Origin of the sequence: Nonomuraea endophytica, assembly GCF_014203235.1 — a bacterium.
Taxonomy (GTDB): Bacteria; Actinomycetota; Actinomycetes; order Streptosporangiales; family Streptosporangiaceae; genus Nonomuraea; species Nonomuraea endophytica.
Genome location: NZ_JACHIN010000002.1, coordinates 97,112 through 113,953, shown reverse-complemented (window position 1 = coordinate 113,953; position 16,842 = coordinate 97,112). Strand labels below are relative to the sequence as shown.

At 71.0% G+C, this 16,842-nt stretch carries 17 protein-coding genes; 9 read left to right on the top strand and 8 right to left on the bottom strand.

The genetic code is table 11. The annotated features are described in order from the left end of the window. The first annotated feature begins 27 nt into the window (after nt 1-27). The 3 genes from HNR40_RS08575 to HNR40_RS08565 all read left to right on the top strand — a co-directional run bounded on the left by HNR40_RS08575 (nt 28) and on the right by HNR40_RS08565 (nt 4,011). Nucleotides 28-708, top strand: coding sequence for an ABC transporter ATP-binding protein (locus HNR40_RS08575; protein WP_184959700.1), 681 nt, complete (start codon nt 28-30; stop codon nt 706-708). After that, entirely contained in the window at nt 705-2,753 is a 2,049-nt protein-coding gene (locus tag HNR40_RS08570; RefSeq protein ID WP_312896243.1) for an ABC transporter permease family protein, read from the top strand. Before HNR40_RS08575 ends, HNR40_RS08570 begins: the two co-directional genes overlap by 4 nt. Nucleotides 2,754-3,141: 388 nt before the next feature. Then, nucleotides 3,142-4,011 (top strand): MerR family transcriptional regulator, encoded by an 870-nt coding sequence (locus HNR40_RS08565; protein ID WP_184960487.1) that lies wholly within the window; start codon nt 3,142-3,144, stop codon nt 4,009-4,011. Nucleotides 4,012-4,042: 31 nt separating this feature from the next. Here the strand turns inward: HNR40_RS08565 and HNR40_RS08560 are convergent, their stop codons facing one another. Both HNR40_RS08560 and HNR40_RS08555 read right to left on the bottom strand, forming a co-directional pair. Then, a complete protein-coding gene (locus HNR40_RS08560; RefSeq protein WP_184959699.1) occupies nt 4,043-4,600 on the bottom strand; it encodes a cysteine hydrolase family protein in 558 nt (185 codons plus the stop codon). Nucleotides 4,601-4,634: 34 nt separating this feature from the next. Continuing rightward, the gene (locus HNR40_RS08555; RefSeq protein WP_184959698.1) at nt 4,635-6,077 is read right to left on the bottom strand and encodes an FAD-dependent monooxygenase; all 1,443 of its coding nucleotides are present in this window, start codon (nt 6,075-6,077) and stop codon (nt 4,635-4,637) included. 86 nt (nt 6,078-6,163) lie between these two features. Between HNR40_RS08555 and HNR40_RS08550 the strand changes: the two genes are divergently transcribed. Continuing rightward, nucleotides 6,164-6,817 (top strand): TetR family transcriptional regulator, encoded by a 654-nt coding sequence (locus tag HNR40_RS08550; RefSeq protein ID WP_184959697.1) that lies wholly within the window; start codon nt 6,164-6,166, stop codon nt 6,815-6,817. A gap of 1 nt (nt 6,818) precedes the next feature. Here HNR40_RS08550 and HNR40_RS08545 read toward each other — a convergent pair whose 3' ends face one another. Both HNR40_RS08545 and HNR40_RS08540 read right to left on the bottom strand, forming a co-directional pair. Next, entirely contained in the window at nt 6,819-7,358 is a 540-nt protein-coding gene (locus tag HNR40_RS08545) for a GrpB family protein (RefSeq protein WP_184959696.1), read from the bottom strand. A gap of 7 nt (nt 7,359-7,365) precedes the next feature. Then, on the bottom strand, nt 7,366-8,559 hold the full coding sequence (locus HNR40_RS08540; RefSeq protein WP_184959695.1) for a hypothetical protein: 1,194 nt from the start codon (nt 8,557-8,559) through the stop codon (nt 7,366-7,368). Between the two features lie 57 nt (nt 8,560-8,616). On the opposite strand from HNR40_RS08540, the gene HNR40_RS08535 reads away from it, so the two are divergent. Continuing rightward, on the top strand, nt 8,617-9,390 hold the full coding sequence (locus HNR40_RS08535; protein WP_184959694.1) for a hypothetical protein: 774 nt from the start codon (nt 8,617-8,619) through the stop codon (nt 9,388-9,390). 7 nt (nt 9,391-9,397) lie between these two features. Here HNR40_RS08535 and HNR40_RS08530 read toward each other — a convergent pair whose 3' ends face one another. After that, nucleotides 9,398-10,297, bottom strand: coding sequence for an oxidoreductase (locus tag HNR40_RS08530; RefSeq protein WP_184959693.1), 900 nt, complete (start codon nt 10,295-10,297; stop codon nt 9,398-9,400). A 62-nt stretch (nt 10,298-10,359) separates the two neighbouring features. Between HNR40_RS08530 and HNR40_RS08525 the strand changes: the two genes are divergently transcribed. Beyond that, nucleotides 10,360-10,965, top strand: coding sequence for a TetR/AcrR family transcriptional regulator (locus HNR40_RS08525; protein WP_184959692.1), 606 nt, complete (start codon nt 10,360-10,362; stop codon nt 10,963-10,965). Here the strand turns inward: HNR40_RS08525 and HNR40_RS08520 are convergent. Continuing rightward, nucleotides 10,962-11,579, bottom strand: a complete 618-nt coding sequence (locus tag HNR40_RS08520) for a TetR family transcriptional regulator (RefSeq protein ID WP_184959691.1) — start codon at nt 11,577-11,579, stop codon at nt 10,962-10,964. The genes HNR40_RS08525 and HNR40_RS08520 overlap by 4 nt on opposite strands. A 67-nt stretch (nt 11,580-11,646) precedes the next feature. Here HNR40_RS08520 and HNR40_RS08515 point away from each other — a divergent pair, with 67 nt between their 5' ends. After that, nucleotides 11,647-12,504, top strand: a complete 858-nt coding sequence (locus HNR40_RS08515; protein WP_184959690.1) for an alpha/beta fold hydrolase — start codon at nt 11,647-11,649, stop codon at nt 12,502-12,504. Between the two features lie 11 nt (nt 12,505-12,515). Here HNR40_RS08515 and HNR40_RS08510 read toward each other — a convergent pair whose 3' ends face one another. Then, the gene (locus HNR40_RS08510; protein WP_184959689.1) at nt 12,516-13,517 is read right to left on the bottom strand and encodes an LLM class F420-dependent oxidoreductase; all 1,002 of its coding nucleotides are present in this window, start codon (nt 13,515-13,517) and stop codon (nt 12,516-12,518) included. Between the two features lie 135 nt (nt 13,518-13,652). Between HNR40_RS08510 and HNR40_RS08505 the strand changes: the two genes are divergently transcribed. Then, the gene (locus HNR40_RS08505; protein WP_184959688.1) at nt 13,653-15,041 is read left to right on the top strand and encodes a sulfatase family protein; all 1,389 of its coding nucleotides are present in this window, start codon (nt 13,653-13,655) and stop codon (nt 15,039-15,041) included. Between the two features lie 81 nt (nt 15,042-15,122). On the opposite strand, the gene HNR40_RS08500 is transcribed toward HNR40_RS08505, so the two are convergent. After that, nucleotides 15,123-15,857, bottom strand: a complete 735-nt coding sequence (locus HNR40_RS08500; RefSeq protein ID WP_221340174.1) for a helix-turn-helix domain-containing protein — start codon at nt 15,855-15,857, stop codon at nt 15,123-15,125. A 73-nt stretch (nt 15,858-15,930) separates the two neighbouring features. Between HNR40_RS08500 and HNR40_RS08495 the strand changes: the two genes are divergently transcribed. Further along, complete coding sequence (locus tag HNR40_RS08495; protein WP_184959687.1) at nt 15,931-16,761, top strand: NAD(P)H-binding protein; 831 nt, start codon at nt 15,931-15,933, stop codon at nt 16,759-16,761. Nucleotides 16,762-16,842: the final 81 nt, after the last annotated feature.

The window sequence follows — 16,842 nt, the reverse complement described above, 5'->3', positions numbered from 1 at the left end:
CCCCGGTCGATCGACAAGCTTTTCCTCATGAACGAGGTGCTTGCAGGAAGGGCGCTGGCCAAACGATTCGGCCAGACGGTCGCGCTGGGCGGCGTGGACATAGCGGTACGGGCCGGCGAGGCTGTGGCGATCATGGGGCCGAGCGGCTCCGGCAAGTCGACCCTGCTCCACTGCCTGGCCGGGATCATGAAACCGGACTCCGGCGAGGTGCACCTGCTCGGCCAGCGCATCGACGCCATGGGCGAACGACAGCGGAGCGCGCTGCGCCGTACCCGCTTCGGGTTCGTCTTCCAGTTCGGGCAGCTTCTGCCCGAACTGCCCGCCGAGGAGAACGTCGCGCTCCCGCTCATGCTGGGCGGCGTAGCCCGCCTCCAGGCCGTACGGCAGGCCCGCGAGTGGTTCGGACCCCTCGGCCTGCAGGGCATGGAGACCCGGCGGCCCGGCGAACTGTCCGGCGGCCAGGCCCAACGCGTCGCGATCGCCCGCGCGCTGGTCACCAAGCCCGCCGTCGTCTTCGCCGACGAGCCCACCGGCGCGCTCGACCAGAACACCGGCCACGACACCATGCGCCTGCTCGTCCAGGCCACCAAGCACAACGACGCCTCGCTTATCGTCGTCACCCACGACCCCAACGTGGCCGCCGCCTGCGACCGCACGGTCGAGGTCCGCGACGGCCACATCCTGGCACTTCGGGGAGCGCACGGGTGAAGACCACACTCGCGCTCAGCTGGCGGCTGCTGCGTGGCGGTGGCCGCCGCGGCATGCTCGGCACCTGGCTCACCTTCGGCGCCGTGGCCATCTCGACCGCGCTGCTGCTGTTCGCCGTCTCCGCCAACTTCGCCTTCGACGCCCGCGCCGACCGCGGCGCCTGGCGCAACCCCGTCCCCGCCCAGACCGGGGCGGTGGCGATCGAGGCCCAGCGCAACGACTACGTCCGCGACCGCCAGATCACCGTCATCGACCTGGCCGCCCTGCCCCCCGAAAAAGCGGCTGCCGGAGTGGCGCCCGCTGGGGTGGCACCGGCCGGGGTTACGCCAGCTGGGGTGGCGCCAGCTGGGGTGGCGCCTGCTGGGGTGGCGCCTGCTGGGGTGGTGCCTGCGCCGCCTGGGTTGCCGCGTTTTCCCGCGCCTGGGGAGGTGTGGTTGTCGCCGGCGCTGGCCGCCCTGGCCAAGGAACTGCCTGCCGACCAGTTGGCAGGTCGTTATCCCAAGGTCGCCGGTCAGATCGGCGACGAGGGGCTCGTCCATCCCAACGAGCTGGTCGCCGTCATCGGGCACCGTCCCGACGCCGCCGCCATGACCGCGCCGCGCAGCGACGACTGGATCGTGGGCTCGCCACCCACCAAGATCGCTTCCTTCGCGGGGGTGGCGTCGGAGGAGGCCGAGGCGTACCAGGTGCTGGCGCTGATCGCGACCGTGCTCATGATCGTGCCGCTGCTCGTGTTCGGGGGCGCGGCGGCCCGTCTCACGGTCGCCCGCCGCGACCAGCGCCTCGCCTCGCTCCGGCTCATCGGCGCCACCCCAGGCCAGGTCGCCGGCATGACCGTGGCCGAGGCGGTCATCGTCGCCCTCGCCGGTGCGCTGACGGGCGCCATCCTGTACGGCGTGGCCGTACCCCTGCTGTCGCGCATTCAGATAGGCGGCGGCGTCTGGTACCTGTCCGACCTGTGGCCCAGCCCCCTCGTCCTGGCCGCGACGCTGGTGGCGGTGCCGTTGCTCGTCGGCATGTCGGCGGTGGCGGGACTGCGCCGGGTCGTCGTCAGCCCGTTGGGGGTGGCCAAGCGGGAGACCCCGCCGGGGCTGCGGTTCTTCCGCGTGCTGGCGTTGATCGCGGTGCTGGCGGCCGTTCCCATGCTGAGCCGGAGCACCAGCGTGGGCGTGATCGCGGTGGTGATCGGGCTGGCGTTCCTGTGCATCAACCTGGTCGGGCCATGGGTGGTGGCGCTGATCGGCCGGATCACGGCCGGATCCGCCCGCCGTCCCGCGCGGCTGCTGGCCGGGCGGCGGCTCGTGGACGACCCGCGCTCGGCCTGGCGCACGGTCAGCGGGGTGGCGCTGACCGGGTTCGTGGCAGGCTTCCTGGGGCTGCTGAGCCCGTCGGCCTTCTCGTCCGACCCGGGGCCGGCGCAGTTGCGTGTCACGGTGTTGTCGGGGTCGGCGCAGGACGCGGTGACCCAGGCCAAGGAACGGCTGTCGAAGGCAGGCGTGCAAGCCACGGTGAAGGCCGAGAAGAAGGTAGTCGTAGCCGCCCTCGGCTCCACAGCGGACGCCGGCGTCATCGACCGGGCCAGAACGGCCCTGGACGGCCTGACCCCCGGCCGGACCCCGACCACCGAGTCCGACGACCAGCGATTCGGCATGCAGATGCTCGCCGACGTGGGGGCCGGGACGGTAGTGGTGTTGTCGGTGTCGTTCCTGGTGGCGATCGCCAGCTCAGGCATCACGGCCGCGTCGTCGGTGCTGGACCGTCGGCAGACGTACGCGCTGCTGCGGCTGGCCGGGACGCCGCTGTCAGTCCTCGACCAGGCGCGGCGAGCGGAGACGTTGATCCCGCTGACGGTGATGGGCGGCGGCGCGATCGCGGTGGGCGCGTTCTGCGCGATGCCGTTCATGCTGGGCTCGGTGAGCGTGAACGGCCTGATCACACTGGCGGTCTGTGTGGGGCTGGGCTTCGGCGGGGTGATCGGGGCAGGAGCGTTGAGCAGGCCACTGCTACGCGCGGTCACTGCCGACCCGGCTCCCCGCCCCGACTAACTCGGGCCTCCGCTCATCTCAGAAGGCGCTTCGCGCAAGGGGAGGCTCCGGGCTGTGACACGTGGGGGGCTCAGCGCCCCCCACACCCCCACAAGGACTTGGTCCTCGCTCCGCTCGGGCGTTCTGTTGAGGGGCAAGCCCGGGTGAGGCGGTTGGGTGTGTGGGCTGGCCAAGGCACCGGCCGCTTCGGGTATGTGAAGACAGGTCATACTCCTCGCGCAGCGGTCCAGGTCGCAGGGCTACTTCGGTGGCTGTGACCCGGCCCGCGGTTGTCCTGGCGGAGGGCGGGCCCGACGCAGCTGGCATGGATGCCGCGCGGGTTGCACGTTCCGTAGCGGTATGTGGTCGGGTGGACTTACGTCCCGCCCCGCTGAGGAAGGCCCTGCTCATGTACTCGTCCTTCGTCCCGCCGCGCCAGGTCAAGATCGGTGACGCGGCGGCCTTCGCCGGCACCACACCGCGGGCGATCCGTCATTACCACGAGATCGGCCTGCTCCCCGAGCCCGTGCGGGGCGGCGACGATCGCCGCCGCTACGGCTACGAAGACATGATCCGGCTGCTGTGGATCCGCAAGATGGCCGATGCCGGGGTCGCCCTGGACGACATCCGTGACGCCGACACGGCTTCCGCCGGCGCCGGCAGCGAAGACGGCATCGCGGGCATCCTGGAACGGCTGGAGGAGACCCTCCTCGCCCGGGAGGCGGAACTACGGCGGCAACGGACCGCCGTGCGGCGCATGCGTACCGAGGGCAGCAGGATGGGTCTGCTCTCCGACTTCGTCACCAGCCGCCTCAAGAGCCTGCCCGAGGGCTCCCTGCGCCAGGCGGACCTGGACACCCTGCTGGTCACCGAGCGGATCTTCGGTCCACTCGGCGCGGCCGTCCAGGCCACCCGTTTCATCGCCCTGGCCACCCACCCGGATCTGCGGGAGGACTCCGACCGTGTCGATGCCGCCGAGGAAGCACTCGATGACTCGATCGCCGTCGATGACCCCCGCGTGGCCCGGGTGGCCGCCGAGCGGCACGCCTTCGAAGAGGCCCTGCAAGCCGTCATCGAGGACTCCGGCCTGGCGGCGAGCGACGACGCGCTCTTCGACTCCTGGGACGCCTTGCACCCCGCCACCGCTGATGAGGCGGGGCAAGAGTCCATGAGCGTGTTCGAAGCCACCGGCAAGATGCCCTACGACTTCTCCCCGGCCCGCTTGCGCTGCATGGAACTGGCCGAAGAGCTCGCCGCCCGCGGACAGTCCTCTGCTTGAGCTGTTGAACGGCTGTTGCCACCCAGTCTGGTTACTGGCGGGCGATCCACTCCTCGCCGGTGAGCACGTCGGCGCCCCTGGCCGGGAAGACGCGGCCGACCAGGAAGTCGTGCACGTCCGCCTCCCCGTCGGCGCAGCCGTCGCTGATCACGGTGAGGCGGTAGTCGCGGTCGGCGGCGTCGTAGAACGTGGCGGCGACCATCGCCCCGGTGGCCACCCCGGTCAGCACGATCGAGTCGACGCCCTGGGCGCGCAGGATCAGGTCGAGGTCGGTCGCCGCGAACGCGCTGGCGCGGTGCTTGAGCACGACGGCTTCGCCGGGCAGCGGCTCGATGCGCGGGTGCACGTGCGTCTCGGGCGACTCTGCGTGGAATCGTGTCCCGGCCCCGTGCAGGCCGCTGATCACCTGGTTCCCGGCTGACACGTCAAGGCCGGAGGCCCGCAGCCCGAACCGGATGAAGATCACCGGGATTCCGGCGGCTCTGGCCGCGGCGACGACCTTTTCCACGACGGGCATCACGCCGGCGGCGAAGGGATAGTTGTCCACGATGCCCGCCTGCAGGTCGCCGACGATGAGCGCGGTGGTCATACGGTTTCCTTGTCTGTATACGGTTGTTCTCGATCTAGCCCGACGATAGTCGGCCGAACCAGTGGGTGAGCGCGTCCGTCAGGCCGGTGACGTCGCCCGACGAGGTGGCCCAGGCCACGTAGCCGTCCGGCCGGACCAGTGCGGCGGTGAGCCCGTCGGGTGCGGGCTTCCCGGCATGCCGTACCCGATCATCGGTGTTGGTGTTCAGGCCGATCAGCAGGCCGCGGCCGTCGTGGAGTTCCACGTCGGGCAGGAACCTGCCGACCATCGGATGCGCGGAGTGCGGCGCGTAGTCGATGTCGGCGCCGTTGGCCATGGCGATGAAGTGCCGCTTGGCGTCCGGCAGTTCCAGCGTTTCCGCCAGCACCTCGCGGAGCGCGTCCACCTGGGCGCCCGGCCGCATGAGCGCGACCTGGGCGCGGGTGTTGCGCAGCACCCGTTCGGCCACCGGTCGCCGTTCCGCGGTGTAGGTGTCGAGCAGGTCCTCGTCCGCCTGCCCCTTCACGACGAGGGCGAGCTTCCATCCGAGGTTGGCCGCGTCCTGGATGCCGAGGTTGAGCCCCTGGCCGCCGATCGGCGAGTGCACGTGCGCGGCGTCACCGGCCAGCAGAATCCGGCCCTTGCGGTACGGCTCGGCCAGCCGTGTGTTGTCGCTGTAGCGGATCCCGACCTCAAGATCGCTCACCTTCACCTCGACGCCGCTGACGCGCCGGATGCTGGCCTGGAGTTCTTCGGCGGTCATGGGTTCGTCGCGTTCTTCCGGCCCGCCGTCGTACTCGATGGTGGCGATCTCCCCGGGTACGAGCGAGAGGTTGACCAGGCCGCCGGGGCCGCGCAGGTCGGAGGCGACGAGGGTGGGGTCGGCGAGCGTGGCGACCGCCGTGCGGCCGGTCATGGTGGGTGGTGTGCCGGGGAAGGCGAACCCCGCGCGCTTGCGCACCGTGCTCCGGCCACCGTCACAACCGACGACGTAGCGGGCTTCGAGCGTGCGGCCTCCGGCCAGCGTGAGGAGGACGTGGTCCCCGGCGTCGGAGATGTCGGTGACCTGGCGATCGTGCCGGATCTCGGCGCCGAGCCCGATGGCCCAGTCGGCCAGCACCTGCTCCAGGAGGTGCTGTTTGAGCAGGAAGTAGTCGGCCTTGCCCGGAGCCTCGGTCAGCAGCGGCAGCCCGGCGAAGTGACCGCGTATCTGCCCGTCGCGGACCGCGCGGGCGAGGAAGGCGACCAGGTCGGCGGAGCCGGAGTCGGTCAGTTCCTTGAACTGCGCCTCCTGGGCCTGGGCCAGCGGTTCGTCCAGGCCGCGCAGGGCGAGTGTCTGGGTGCTGCGCGCGTTCACCGAGCGCAGCCCGAGGCTCCGCCGTCTGCGTTCGGTCCCGGCGGCCGCCTCCAGGACCAGCGGCTCGACCCCCGCGAGCCGCAGCTCCCCGGCCAGCAGCAGCCCTACCGGCCCGCCGCCCACAACGATGACGTCAAACACGGAACCCCTCCTTGCTTACGACGTAAGCTTACGCAGTAAACGATGATGCATACGCTGTAAGCTCGTCAAGCCGAAAGGAGCGTGAGGTGTCACGGCGCGAGCCACTGAGCCGGGACAAAGTGCTGGACGCGGCACTGGCCCTGGCCGCCGAAGAGGGCCTGGACGGGCTGACCATGCGCCGCCTGGCCAAGAAGCTGGGAGTCGAGGCGATGTCCCTCTACCGGCACGTCTCCAACAAGGCCGACATCCTGGACGGCATCGCCGAGCGGGTCTTCAGCCAGATCGACCGCCCCGACCCCGCGCTCCCGTGGCACGGGCAGGTCCGCGCGATGGCTCTCGGCACCTACCGTGCCTTCGCCCGCCACCCCGTGGTCCCGATGGCCCTCGCCACCGACCAGGCCAACCCCAGGACCCTCGCCGCCCTGCGCCCGTTGGACGACCTGGTGGGCGCGCTGTTCCAGGCGGGCTTCGACGACGCGGGGGTACGGCGGGCGATGGCCGCCGTCAACAGCCTGATCTTCGGCTCGCTGATGCTGACCACGGCTGGGTTCACCAGCGACGACTTCTACGGCGACATCGACAGGCAGCAGCTCGACGGCTACCTGCGCCGCGTGGACCCGGCCCAGCTACCCCACTTCAGCCGCCTGCTGGCCCTGGTGCCGGACACCGACCGGGAGAAGGACTTCGAGGCGGCCCTCGACATGCTGATCACCGGGCTGGTCGCGGCGGCGGAGAGGTAGCTCACTTCTCCCAGACCGGAACCGACGGCAGGCCCCGTTCCCGCCGGGCCCGGTCGGTCAGCTCCTGGATGAGCTCGGTCTTCGCGCGGGCGTAGTCGCCGGGCGCGATCCCGGTGGCGGCGAGCGTCTGCTTGAGCTCGGCGTAGCGGGCCGCGTCCTCGGGGTGTTCGCGCAGGTAGTCGCGGAAGAAGCGCTGGTTGCGCGTCGGCCAGCTGACGAGCGTGACCACGTGCAGCTGGTAAGCGCGGACGCCGCCCCTCGCGCGCACGTACAGGAGCCGGTCGGACATGTCGTTGAAGTGCCGCTCATAGCCGAGGCCGGTGAGCGCCACCTCACGCCGTTCGACCAGCGCGAGGTCCGCCGCCGCTGCCATCAGGTCGATGATCGGCTTGGCCGCCAGGTTCGGGACCGCGGTCGAGCCGATGTGCTCGATGTCCGCGAACGCGCCGGGCAACGCCTCCCGCAGCTCCCGCATCGCGGTGGCGGCGCGTTCCGGCCAGGCCGGGTCGTAGGGGACGATCTGGATGCTCGCCTCGGACATGGCCTCATCATTCCCGTGAGGTAGGACAGAGCGCGTGGGGGATGCGGTCGAGCACACGGTGGCTGGCCAGGCCGTAGGCGTAGAAGTCGACGGCGTGGGCGCCGGCCGCCCGGGCTCCGCGCACCTTGGCGGTCAGGCGGTCGGCCGAGTCGTTGTCGGGGTAGCCCGGGCGCAGCACCACGCGTACCTCTCGATGCTTGCCGACCGAGCGCAGGTACGCGCGCACGTCGTCGGCCACCCGGGCGGCGTCGCGCGCGTAGGCGAGGACGGCGAAGGAGGAGACGAGGTCGGCCAGCGCGGCCGGGTCGACGCCGAGGAGCCAGGCGTCGTGCGCGGCCAGGGCCGGAGACGGGAGGCCGTCGCGGTAGCCCTTCACGGCGCCGGTCGGGTCGACGAAGACGAGTTCGCAGGCCACCGCGTCCTTCACGTCGGCGACCAGCGAGGTGATGGTCTCGGTGCGGGCGCGGGCGTAGGCGACGACGTCGGGTCCGGCGTAGGCGTTCAGGGCGGCGCGGGTCACCTCGCCCTCGGCGGGCGGGTCGCCGTCGAGCACGCCGCCGACGATCCGCGCGCACTCCTCGCGCGCCGCGCGGGCGTCGACGCCGAGGCCGGACGCCCGTGCCACACAGTGGTCGCAGAAGCACAGCGCCATCAGGTACGCGTCCATCGGCCCCAGCGGCACGAACGATCGCTCGGCCTTCAACGGCCGGTAATGCAGCCCCTCGGCCACGACGCTGTCCACCCCGAGCCTGGCGACGGACCGGGCCAGCGCCACCGCATACTGCCGCACGTCTGGATGAGCCGGGCACAGGTCGGTCAGGTAGCCGCGATCGCCGAAGCAGTTGAGCACGGTCACGTCGGGGTGCCGGGCGCCGAGCGTGCCGTTGCGCAGGAACACCACCCGTCCGTGCAACTTCAGTCCGCGTGTACGGCAGGCCGCGAGCAGACCGTCGAAGGCGTCGGTGTAGCCGGTCGGCGGCACCAGGCGCAGCCCGGCGAACAGGTCCTCCGGCACGGGGAAGTGGGCACCGTCGTGCCGCAGGGTCAGCTTGGACGGCCCGTGCGGGGTGACGTCGCGGGAACCGTGATGGACGGCGCCGACGGTGACCCCGGCCACGCCGTACCCCAGCACCCGGTCGAGCACCTTGTCGACGCCTTCGCCGCGCAGGTCCTCGACGAGGACGAAGAGAGAACTGTCCACGTCCTGACCTTACGCGAGTGATCTCCTGGTGATCTGGGTCTGTCAGGATCCGCCCCCATGAAGAAGATGATCGCGGCCATCGCGGCCGCCGGCGCGCTGGTCGCCGGCGCTCTCCCCGCCCAGGCCGCGCCGAAGGACCCCGTAGGTGTCCTGAAGAGCCTGATGAAGCCCGGTGCGGGGGTGCGCTTCAGCGACATCACGATGATGTCGGCCGACGGAGGCAGCGTCGACCTGGTCAAGCGCAAAGGCGTTTTCGCGTTCGGCAAGAAGGGCTTCGCCGCGTACGACATCACCAGCAGGATCGTCAGCCCGACGATCGAGATGACCGACTCGCGCAAGCCGGAGCGCGTGATCGGCATGGGCAAGGATCTCTACCTCAACGGCGGCGGCTGGGCCGAGGACATGCCCAAGGGCAAGACCTGGTTCAAGACCAAGAACGTGCTGATGGGGGCCGGCGGCTACGGCTTCTTCGGCCAGGTGATCAACCCGGCCGAGCTCGGCACCCTGTCGGCACTGGTCAAGCGGGCCAAGCGCAGCGGCAACGCGTACACCGGGAAGGTCACGCTCAAGGAGCTGCACAAGATCTCGCCCTGGTTCGCCAGCACGATCCTCGCCCGGCGCGACACCACTCCCGTCGAGTACACGATCAACGTCGCCCCGTCCGGCCTGGTGACCAAGGTGACCAGCACCTACGCCGCCGCGGCCGTGGTCAGCTTCCCCGGTCTGGAGGATGAGACGTTCACCGCCGTCAGCACCTTCACCGGCTGGGGCAAGAAGGTCTCCGTCAAGGCTCCGGACCCGGCCCTGGTCACGACCAAGCTCAAGGACTAGGTGCGGCTCAGGCCGCTTGGAGAGAGTGCCGGGGAAAGGTGACCTCCGTCAGTTCTTCGGAGACCTCCCACAGGCGCCGTGCCGCTTCGGCGTCGCGCGCTCTCGCCGAGCGGCCCACCAGCTTGGGTGCGCCGCGTGTCTCCAGGAAGCCGCGCGGGCCCGCGTAGCTGTTGCCCGGGATGTCCTTCACGGCCGCGTACAGCGTCGGGAGGGCGCCGTCGTCGTCGCTCTGCGCGAGCAGGCCGATCGCCGCCCTCGCCGCGAGATAGCGCACGCGGTTACGGCCGTCGAACCGCAGCAGGTTCGTGGCCGACGTCCCGGGGTGCGCGGCGGTCGCGATCACCGTTGAGCCGGCCTCGCTGAGCCGTCGCTGGAGCTCCGAGGTGAACAGCAGGTTGGCGAGCTTGGACTGCGCGTAAGCCCCCATCGCCCGGTACGGCCTGCGCTCCCAGCCGAGGTCGTCGAAGTTGATCGAGCCCATCCGGTGCCCGCTGGACGAGACGGTGACGACCCGTTCCCTGATCCGCGGCAGCAGCAGGTTCGTCAGGGCGAAGTGCCCCAGGTGGTTGGTCCCGAACTGGAGCTCGAACCCGTCGGCCGTACGCGAGAACGGCGGGATCATGACGCCCGCGTTGTTGATCAGCACGTCGACCGGCTCGGTGAAGTCCTCGGCGAACGCGCGCACCGAGGCGAGGTCGGCGAGGTCGAGCCGCCGGACCTCGACGCGGCCGGACATCCCGGCGGCGGCCGCCCGGCCCTTGCCGACGTCGCGCACGGCGAGCACGACCCGCGCGTCCTTGGCGGCGAGCACGTGCGCCGCGGCACGGCCGATCCCGCTGTTCGCGCCGGTGACGACGACGGTACGCCCCGCCATGGACGGGACGTCGGAAGCAGAGAATGTTGTCATGGACTACAAAGTAGGCACCGACAACAATGTTGTCAACGGGGACATCGTGCTAACCTCGACCCGTGCCAGAAGTGACCGAGGAGCGCCCCTACCACCACGGAAACCTCCGCGTCGCCCTGCTCGACGCGGCCGAACGCGTTCTGCGGGAGCAGGGCGCCGATCAGCTGGCGCTGCGTGATCTGGCCAGGGAGATCGGCGTCAGCCACGCCGCCCCGCGCCGGCACTTCCCGAACCGCCAGGCGCTGCTCGACGCGCTCGCGGTGGCCGGATTCGCCCGCCTGGACAGCACGCTGCGCACCGCGATGGCGGGCGCGGGCGAGGACTTCGCCTCCCGCGTGCGGGCCACGATGACGGCGTACACCCGCTTCGCCACCGACAACGCCGCGCTGCTCGAACTGATGTACACCAGCAAGCACCGGCCGGACGCGAAGCAGATCGCCGAGGCGGCCGAGGCCCCCTTCGGGCTGATGATCGAACTGATCCTTCAGGGGCAGGCGGAGTGCAAGCTCCAGGAGGGCGACACCGCGAGGATCGGGATCGTCCTGTTCGCGACCCTCCAGGGCATCGCCGCGCTCATCAACGGCAAACTCGTCCCTCCGGAACTCCTCGACGGACTCGTGGAGACCGCGGTCGAACAGTTCCTCCGCGGCGCCCGCCCGCTTCCCTAGTCGGGACGCGGGCCCCCTGCGAGGGTCGCGCGCAGGAGGGTGATCCACCAGTCGAGCGTGCGGTCCCTGGCGTCCTCGTCCAGCCCGACGCTTCTGCGGAACTCGCCGCCGAACAGCGGTTCCAGCGCGACGGCCTGGTGCAGTCCGGCCATCGTGAGCTGGATCGCCTCGCGCGACGGCGGGGTTCTTCCGGTGCTCTCGCAGTGCGGGCGGGCCTGGGCGTGCAGGCTGTCCACCACCTCGTCGAGCATCCCGCTGCCGGGGTCGCGCCAGCCGGACTGGTGCAGCGCGATCGCCAGTGCGGCGTAACCGCCGCTGTAGAGCGCGTAGAGGGTGTGGACCAGCTCGGCGGGGTCGACCGGGCCGTCGGCCCAGGTCTCCAGGACGGCGCGTAGTTCGGCCTTCAGCTTGGAGCCGCCGAACCGCAGCAGGGACTCCAGGAGTCGATCGCGGGTGCCGAAGTGGTGGTTGATCGCGGCGTCGGTCATCCCGACCTCGGCGGCGACGGCGCGTACCTGCACGGCGGCGGGACCGCCCGCCGTGAGCAGCCTGCTCGCCGCTTCAAGGATCATCCGCTTGGCGTCGTCGGGTTTGCGTCGTACTCGGCCGGTCACATGCCCACTCTACCTTGACGGGCCAAGGTAATTCTCTTACCTTGAGGCCCCAAGGTAAGGAGGCATCGTGCGAACCACGATTGAGCTGGCCGCGGCCCTCGGGGTGGCGATCCACGATCCGGCGCCACCGCGCGAGATCCTTTTCTCCCGCGAGGGCTGCCGGTTGCATGGGCTCGACTGGGGCGGGACCGGCGCTCCGGTGATCCTGCTGCACGGCGGCGGGCTGACCGCGCGTACCTGGGACTTCGTCAGTCTCGGCCTGCGCGGCGACGCCCGGCTGATCGCGCTCGACCTGCGCGGGCACGGCGACAGCGACTGGTCCGACGACTACCGCATCGACACCCACGCCGCCGACGTCGCCGCCGCGGCCGAACACCTCGGCCTCGACCGGGTACGGCTGGCCGGCATGTCACTCGGCGGCGTGGTCGGGGCCCGGCTGGCCGAATCGCGGCCCGATCTGGTGGACCGGCTGGCGCTCGTCGACGTCGCGCCAGGCGTGGACTTCGAGAGCACCAGCGAGGTGCGGGCCTTCATGTTCGGACTGGGCCCGGTGGCGGACCTGGAGACGGTGGTGGAGGCCGCGCTGCGCGTCAACCCGCGCGCCGACCGCGCGGGTGTCGCCCACCGGATGGGCACCCTGTTCCGCCGTGGGCCCGGCGGGGACTGGGCGCCCAAGGGTGATCTGCGTCCCCCTGACTTCCCCGCCATCCTCGCGGCCATCGAAAGACTGCCCGCCCAGCTGGCCGGGGTGCCGGTGCTGCTGGTCCGCGGCGGCCGCAGCAGGGTGCTCACCCAGGCCGTCGCAGAACACCTGGCCGATCGCCTCCCGAACTGGGAGCTCGCGGTCGTGCCGGACGCGGGCCACCTCGTTCAGGAGGACAACCCGGCCGTGCTGATCGCCGTGCTGCGCGCCTTCCTGGCCTGACGCCTGGAAGGTCAGGAAAGGACCAGGTCGCGGACCGTGCGCAGGGAGTCCTCGTCACGCGGGCCCATCACCAGCAGGCTGGTCACCGGGGACTTGTGCCACAGCTCCAGCCGCTCCTTGATCCGGCCGGGCGGCCCGACCAGCGAGATGCCGTCGGCCAGCTCGTCCGGGATCGCCTTGAACGCCTCGTCCCTGCGGCCGGCGAGATACAACGCCTGGATGTGCTCGGCGGCCTCCGCGTAGCCCATGCGGCCGATGATGTCGGCGTGGAAGTTGCGGTGTTTGGCGCCCATGCCGCCGATGTACAGGGTGAGCATCATCTTCACGCCGTCCAGCGCGGATCGGACGTCGTCGGAGATGACGACCATCACCATGGCGGCGATCTCGAAGTCGGGGCCCCGGTCGGCCAGGGCGGCGCCGTACATCTCCTCGATCTTGGAGGGGAAGGCGAACAGCGGGAGCCAGCCCTGCCCGATCTCGGCGGCCAGGGCGACGTTCTTGGGGCCTTCCGCGCCGAGGTAGACGGGGATGTCGGGGCGCAAGGGGTGGGTGATGAGCTTGAGGGGCTTGCCGAGCTCGCCGGGCAGGGGGAGGGGGTAGTGCGGGCCGTCGCTGGTGACGGGGGCCTCACGTCGCCAGACCTGGCGCATGATGTCCACGTACTCGCGGGTTCTGGCCAGGGGTTTGGCGAACGGCCGGCCGTACCAGCCCTCGACGACCTGCGGGCCGGAGGCGCCGACGCCCAGCAGCAGGCGGCCGCCCGTCAGATGGTCGAGGGTCATCGCGGTCATCGCCGTGGCCACGGGCGTCCTGGCCGACAGCTGGACCACAGAGGTGCCCAGCTTGATGCGGCTGGTGCGTGCGCCGTACCACGCCAAAGGGGTGAAGGCGTCGCTGCCGTAGGCCTCGGCCGTCCATACCGAGTCGTAGCCGAGCCGCTCGGCCGCGAGGACCGCGTCGGTCGCGTCGTCGGCGTTGCGCTGCCAGTAGCCGAGGTTCAGCCCGAGCTTCATGTGACACCTCCGAATTAAGTTCTATTAGTGCTGCGCACGCCGTTGGGTGTCAATGCACCATCTTTCGGGGAAGTCTGTTCTGTGGTTAAGGGTTTCTGTCGTCTCGCCTTCCTGTTGCTGCTCCTACCTGCCGCGATGGGTACGACGCTCGCCTCGGGAGCGGTGGGGGCGCCCAAGCCGAACATCGTGCTCGTCCTGGTCGACGACCTGGAGTCGGGCACGCTGCAGTACTTTCCGAACATCACCCGCCAGCTGGTGAGCCAGGGCACCTCGTTCGACCGCTTCTTCGTGACCAACTCCTGGTGCTGCCCCTCGCGCAGCTCGATCCTGAGATCCCAGTACGTCCACAGCCACGGCGTTCTGACCAACACGGCGCCGGAAGGCGGATTCGACAAGTTCTACCGTTCAGGCCTGGAACGTTCCACTATCGGAACGTGGATGCAGTCCGCCGGATACCGCACCGCCCTCATGGGCAAATTCCTCAACCACTACCCGGGCGAGTCCGCCGCGCCCACCTACGTGCCGCCCGGCTGGGACGACTGGCGCGTGCCCGTCCGCAACCTCTACGAGGAGTACGGCTACCGCCTCAACGAGAACGGCACCCTCGTCGACTACGGATGGGCCGAGGAGGACTACCTCTCCGACGTGCTCGCGACCAAGGTGCGCGACTTCGTCCACACCTCCGGCCAGCGCCCGTTCTTCCTCTACCTGGCCCCGGTCGCCCCCCACAACCCCGCCAATCCCGCGGTACGGCACGCCGGAGCCTTCCCCGACGCGCAGGCGCCCAGGACCAAGAACTTCAACCAGGAGGACGTGAGCAACGAGCCCGTCTGGCTCCGCTCGATGCCGAAGCTCGGCCAGCGGGCCATCGAGCGCGTAGACGAGCGCTACCGGGCCAGGCTGCGCGCCATGCTCGGCGTCGACGACCTGGTCGGCTCGCTCATGACCACGCTGCAGGAGACCGGCAATCTCGCCGACACCTACATCTTCTTCGCCTCCGACAACGGCTTCCACCTCGGCACCCACCGCATGAAGCAGGGCAAGACCACGCCGTTCGAGGAGGCGATCCGGGTGCCGCTCGTGGTGCGCGGGCCGGGAGTGCCGATGGGGGCGACTGTCCAGGACCTGACCGCGACCGTGGACCTGGCCCCCACCTTCGCCCAGCTCGGCGGGGCCGCCACCCCCGCCTTCGCCGAGGGGCGCTCGCTGCTGCCGTTCCTGCGCGGGCAGGCGCCGCGGCCGTGGCGGAAGAACGTGCTCGTGGAGTTCAACCGGCCGCTCAACCAGATGTCGGCCAAGCAGACGCCGGTGCCCGACTACGCGGCGCTGCGTACCAAGGACTACACCTACGTCCAGTACCAGACCGGCGAGACCCAGCTCTACGACCTCAACCAGGACCCCGACCAGCTGAACAACCTCGCCGGGACCGCGCCCCTGGGGCTGGTGCTGGGGTTGCAGGCGCGGCTGACGGCCATGCGCGGCTGCGCCGGAGCCTCGTGCCGCGTCGCCGACCTGCAGGAGTGACCAGTTCTCCAGGAGTGCCCAGGTTTTCCAGGAGTGACCAGTTCTCCAGGAAAGCCCAGGTTTTCCAGGAGTGACCGGGTTTTAGAGGAGTGACCAGCCGCACGGGATCGGGGCGGGCAGGCGGCCGGCGCGGAAGGCGCCCGGCGGCGTGCCCATGAGCGCGCGGAAGTCGGCCGACAGGTGCGACTGGTCGTAGAAGCCGGTCTCCGCGGCCAGCTCCGCCCATGGCTCCTCGCCGGCCCCGGCCAGCACGCTGCGTACCCGGTGGATGCGGGCGTAGCGCTTGGGTGACATGCCGGCGGCGTCGTGGAAGAGGTTGCGCAGGTGCCGTTCCGAGACGCCCAGTTCGCGGGCCACCTCGGGCACCCGGCCCGCACCGGTGAGGAGTCCCGCGGCGGCGTCCACCAGATCGGCGCGGGCGGCGTCGGCCGCCGATCCGGCCCGAACCCGCTCCTCCAGCGCTCCGGCCAGGCGGTGGGCCACTTCGGCGTCGTCACGGGTGGCCAGCCGGTTCAGGAGGGTGTCGGCCGAGGCTCCCCACAGGTCTCTGAGCAGCACCGTCTGGTCCACCAGCGCGCGCATCGTCACCCCGAGCGCAGCCCTGGCCGTCCCGGGGCGCAGCCGGATCGTCACACAGCGCGGAACGTCGCCCGGGGCGAGATAGGACGCCCGGGTCCTGGGCCCGAGCACCACCAGTCCGGTCCCGTCCCTGCCGCTGCGGAAGGCGAGCACGGCGGCGGTGTCCGGGGCGCGCACGTGCACCTCGTGATCGGTGTACGCCGGCCGGGTCAGCACCTCGGCCTCCAGGGTTCTCATGACCGTGGCCAACCCCAAGGCCGTGCCGATTCTTCCTATAGGCCGCCGGGGCGCCGCTGGCAGCGTGGACGGCATGATTCTGATCACCGGTGCCACGGGCACCATCGGCAGTGAAGTGACCCGGCTCCTGGCCGAGGCCGGCGTCCCGGCCAGGGCGATGACCCGCGATCCCGGCAAGGTGGCCGGGCCCGCCGTACACGGGGACTTCGGGGACGTGCGGTCGCTGGAGGCGGCCGTGACGGAGGTGTCGGCGGCGCTGCTGCTGACGCCGTTCGGGGCCGAGATCGCCGCGCACGACCGCGCGTTCGTGGACGTGGCGGCCAGGGCGGGGGTGCGGAAGATCGTGAAGATCTCGGCCATCGGGGCGGGCGAGAGCGAGGACCCCGAGGACGTCGGCGGCATGCACGGGGCCGGCGAGCGCGCCGTCACCGGATCCGGGTTGGAGTGGACGATCGTCCGGCCCTCGATGTTCGCCACGAACGCCCTGGGCTGGGCGGAGACGGTCAAGGCCGGGCAGCCGATCCCCAACATGACCGGCGACGGCCGCCAGGGCATCGTCGACCCGCGCGACATCGCGGCGGTGGCCGTGGCGGCGCTCACCGGCTCCGGACACCACGGCCGGATCTACGAGGTCACAGGGCCCGACCTGCTCAGCACCCCCGACCAGGCCGGACTGATCGGGCGGGCGATCGGGCGGCGCGTGGAGACGGTGAACGTGCCGATCGAGCAGGCCGCCGCCCAGATCCCCGACCCGGCCTACGCGAAGGCGGCGGCCAAGGGCTGGGCGTTCATCGCGGCGGAGGGCAACGCGGTGGTGACCACGGCGGTCCAGGACGTTCTGGGCCGCCCATCGCGCTCCTTCGAGTCGTGGGCCAGAGACACCAAGGCCGCCTTCGGCGGCTAGGACCGAGGAAGGCGGCTCAGGCAGGGGAGACGGCGAGGGGTGGGGGAGGCGGCGAGGGGTGGGGGAGGCGGCTGGGAGTGG